The organism is Actinomadura sp. NPDC049382 (assembly GCF_040677125.1).
Taxonomy (GTDB): Bacteria; Actinomycetota; Actinomycetes; order Streptosporangiales; family Streptosporangiaceae; genus Spirillospora; species Spirillospora geliboluensis.
On sequence record NZ_JBFARO010000245.1, the window covers coordinates 1 to 3,407 of the forward strand.

General features: G+C 73.8%; 5 protein-coding genes. 3 read left to right on the plus strand and 2 right to left on the minus strand.

The features are described 5' to 3' along the window. Both AB0K34_RS46215 and AB0K34_RS46220 read right to left on the minus strand, forming a co-directional pair. A partial coding sequence (locus tag AB0K34_RS46215) for a PucR family transcriptional regulator ligand-binding domain-containing protein (protein ID WP_364554872.1) occupies window positions 1-864 on the minus strand: 864 nt, incomplete at its 3' end. A gap of 178 nt (window positions 865-1,042) precedes the next feature. Beyond that, complete coding sequence (locus tag AB0K34_RS46220) at window positions 1,043-1,633, minus strand: heme-binding protein (RefSeq protein ID WP_364554874.1); 591 nt, start codon at window positions 1,631-1,633, stop codon at window positions 1,043-1,045. Between the two features lie 269 nt (window positions 1,634-1,902). On the opposite strand from AB0K34_RS46220, the gene uraD reads away from it, so the two are divergent. From uraD to pucL, 3 genes are all read left to right on the plus strand, one after another. Then, window positions 1,903-2,367 (plus strand): 2-oxo-4-hydroxy-4-carboxy-5-ureidoimidazoline decarboxylase, encoded by a 465-nt coding sequence (uraD, locus tag AB0K34_RS46225; protein ID WP_364554876.1) that lies wholly within the window; start codon window positions 1,903-1,905, stop codon window positions 2,365-2,367. After that, window positions 2,364-2,675 carry a hydroxyisourate hydrolase gene (gene uraH / locus AB0K34_RS46230; RefSeq protein ID WP_364554877.1) on the plus strand — a complete coding sequence of 104 codons (312 nt, stop codon included), beginning with the start codon at window positions 2,364-2,366 and terminating at the stop codon, window positions 2,673-2,675. The genes uraD and uraH overlap by 4 nt, the downstream gene beginning before the upstream one ends. Continuing rightward, on the plus strand, window positions 2,676-3,407 hold a 732-nt coding region (gene pucL / locus AB0K34_RS46235), incomplete at its 3' end, for a factor-independent urate hydroxylase (protein WP_364554879.1).

The following is a 3,407-nucleotide window of genomic DNA, read 5'->3' on the forward strand; positions in this document are numbered from 1 at the left end:
TCGAGGTCGGCACCGAGACCTTCGAAGGCGTCGCGCTCCCCGTCGAGGGCGAGGAACGCGACCGGCTCTACGCGCGGCAGGGGGAGCGCGTCCCCAGGTCAGGAGGTCGCCGTCGACGGCGGCGGGCGCGTCGCGGCGGGCCCGCTCCAGCGCGACGATCGCGGCGAGCTCGGCGGTGAGGGCGCGGCGCTCGGCGGGCCAGTCGGCGAAGTCGCCGTCGAAGACGAGGAACCAGTCCGCGACGCGGGGCGTGCCGCCGCCCGCGACCGGGAACAGCGACGCGTCGAGCGCGGGCTCGTGGTGCGGCAGCCGGGGCGCCACGAGGAACGCGCGGGCGAGGGCCTTGGGGCGGGCCGGGGCGGGGCCCGCGACGACGCGCCCGGTCGGGGCCAGCACGTGGCAGTGCCCGACCAGGTCGAGGACGGCGCCGAGACCGGTGCCCTCGACGAGGCGGCGGTGCCGGTCGAGCACGGCGGCGAGGTCGGCGGCCCGGGCGGCCGACAGGTGCCGGACGACCTCCTCGGTGACGGTCGCGAACGCCACGTCCTCCGGCACCTTGAACAGCGGGAGCCGGTGCCGCCGGCAGGCGTCGACGAGGTCGTCCGGGATGGCGCCGAGCGCGAGGTCCCACGCGGCGAGGCCCGAGACGCCCGCCTCCGCGAGCGCCCGCACGAACGTCTCCGAGTCGGCGGGGCCGGTCCGCCAGACGAGCCCGGTCAGCACCAGTTCCCGCCCGCGCAGGTAGCGGCCCGGATCGAGCAGGTCGGTCGTGACCACCCAGCGGATCGCGCGGTCCAGCCCGTCCGCGCCGGTCACGACCTCCAGCCGCAGCTCCGGCATCGCGAGCAGGGAACGCAGCCTCATCGTGATTCCTCCGTGGGGACGCCGGCCCTCGGGCGAGGACGGGGACTCCTGGGGGAGCACGACAAAGATAGGGCGCGTGCCCGCGCCGGGCCCGGCCTGGGCCCCGGCAGGAGAGAGTCCGGAGGCGGGCCCGCGGATCGGACCCACCTCCGGGCTGGGATGCCGGGACGCCGCCGGGTTAGCGGCCGATGGCCGCGCGGACGTCGCGCGCGATGGCCTCGTCGATCCTGCCGTCGGGCGCGCCGCCGACGCCGATGCCGGCGATGGGGAAGCCCTTGTAGAAGACCGGGACGCCGCCGGGCAGCACCAGGGTGCCCGGGATCTGCTTGATCGTCTCGTTGCCGGTCAGCGCGCTCGTGGGCTGCCCGAAGGCCACGGCCGTGTAGGCCTTGCGCTTGGCGGACTCGTAGGTCTGCGGCCCCGCCTTGCGGGTGCGGACCACGAGCCTGATGGTTCCGGAACGTTCCATGATGACCATCGTCACGCGCTGGTTCCCGTGCCGGCGCGCCGAGTGCACCAGGGCCCTGGACGCCCGGACGAGCGCGCCGTTGGTCAGGACGCGTTCCGGCGCGGTGGCCTTCCCGTGGCCCTTGTCGTGGCCCTTCCCGTGGCCCTTGCCGTGGCCTTTGTCGTGCCCGTGGCCGTCGCCGCCGTGGACCCGGGCGATGGCGGCCGGCGTCGCCGCGGACGCCGTCCCCGTGAGGGCGCAGGTCCCGGCCGCGGCCGTGGCCAGCGCGAGGGCGCCGCCGAGGAAATGTCTGATCGACATGGCTCTCCTAATTCTCCGACATTCGATTACTTAGAGTAATCGTTCAGATTTGCACGGTAATGGAGACAAGATCCGGGAACAACTGGTATCGCGCCCGCTGCCGAGCAACTCTCGGAAAACGAATGACCATGGGTTCCACAAGGCGCCGCCCTCGGCGCGCCGCCCGCGGGGGTATGGAGGAACCTCCAAACGGCCGCGCGCGGCCGGGAGCACAGTTCGGACGTCCTGTGCCTCGACCCGCCGCGGGAGGCGTGTGTGTACTGGCAGGCGTGGAGCTGAGCGAGGCGGACTTGGCGGCGTGCTGCGCGTCCCGCCGGTGGATCGCGGCCGTCGCCGGGCACCGCGACCTGGCGGCGCTGCGCGCGGCCTCGCGGCGGGCGCTGGACGAGCTGGCGTGGGCCGACGTCGAGGAGGCGCTCGCGGCGCACCCGCGCATCGGGGAGCGGGCGGGCGGCGGCGGGCGGGAGGCCGGCTGGTCGCGGGGCGAGCAGTCCGGGATGGACGGCGCGGCGGCCGAGCTGCGGGAGGCGCTCGTCGAGGGCAACCGGGCCTACGAGGAGCGGTTCGGGCATGTGTTCCTGATCCGCGCGTCGGGAAGGTCGGCCCTGGAGATGCTCGCGGAACTCCGGGAGCGGCTCGGCAACGACGCCGAGACCGAGCGGGCCGTCGTCCGGAGGGAGCTGGCCGAGATCGTCGACCTCCGGCTGGTGAAGCTGGCGAAGGAGAGGACATGAGCCTGTCGACGCACGTGCTGGACGCGGCGAAGGGGGCGCCGGCGGCGGGCGTCGCCGTCCGCCTCGACCGGCGCGACGGGGACGGCTGGACGGTCCTGGCCGAGGCCCGCACCGACGCCGACGGCCGGATCGGGGAGTGGGGCGCGGAGCCGGGGAAGGGCGTGCACCGCCTCACGTTCGACACCGCCGATCTGTCGGAGTTCTACCCCGAGGTGACCGTGGCGTTCACCATCGACGATCCGGGGCGGCACTATCACGTCCCGCTGCTGATCAGCCCGTTCGCGTACTCGACCTACCGGGGGAGCTAGATGGCCGTCGTCCTCGGACCCAACTGCTACGGGAAGGCGGAGACCCGCGTCGTCCGCGTGACCCGGGACGGCGGCGCCCACCGGCTCAAGGACGTCAGCGTCAGCGTCTCCCTCTCGGGTGCGATGGACGAGGTGCACCTGACCGGCGACAACGCGGCCGTCCTGCCGACCGACAGCCAGAAGAACACCGTGTTCGCGTTCGCCAGGCGGCACGGCATCGCCGCGATCGAGGACTTCGGCCTGCTGCTCGCGCGGCACTTCACCGCGTCGCAGCCGGCGGTCGCGCACGCGCGCGTCGAGATCAGCGAGTACGGCTGGCGCCGCATAACGGGCGGGCACTCGTTCGTCCGGGACGGCGGCGAGGTCAGGACGGCGCTGGTCCACCACGACGCCGACGGCACCGAGAGCGTGGTGTCCGGCCTCACCGACCTGGTCGTGTTGAACTCGACCGGAAGCGAGTTCCACGGGTTCGCGCGGGACGAGTACACGACCCTCGAACCGACCGACGACCGCGTCCTCGCCACGGCCGTCACCGCCCGATGGCGCCACAGGGCGACGGACGCGGCATGGGACGACTCGTACGCCGCCGCCCGCGACGCCCTGCTCACCGCCTTCGCCGAGACGCACAGCCTGTCGCTCCAGCAGACGCTCTTCCAGATGGGGCGGAGCGTCCTGGACGGCCAGGACGGCCTCTGCGAGATCAGGCTGTCACTGCCCAACAAGCACCACTTC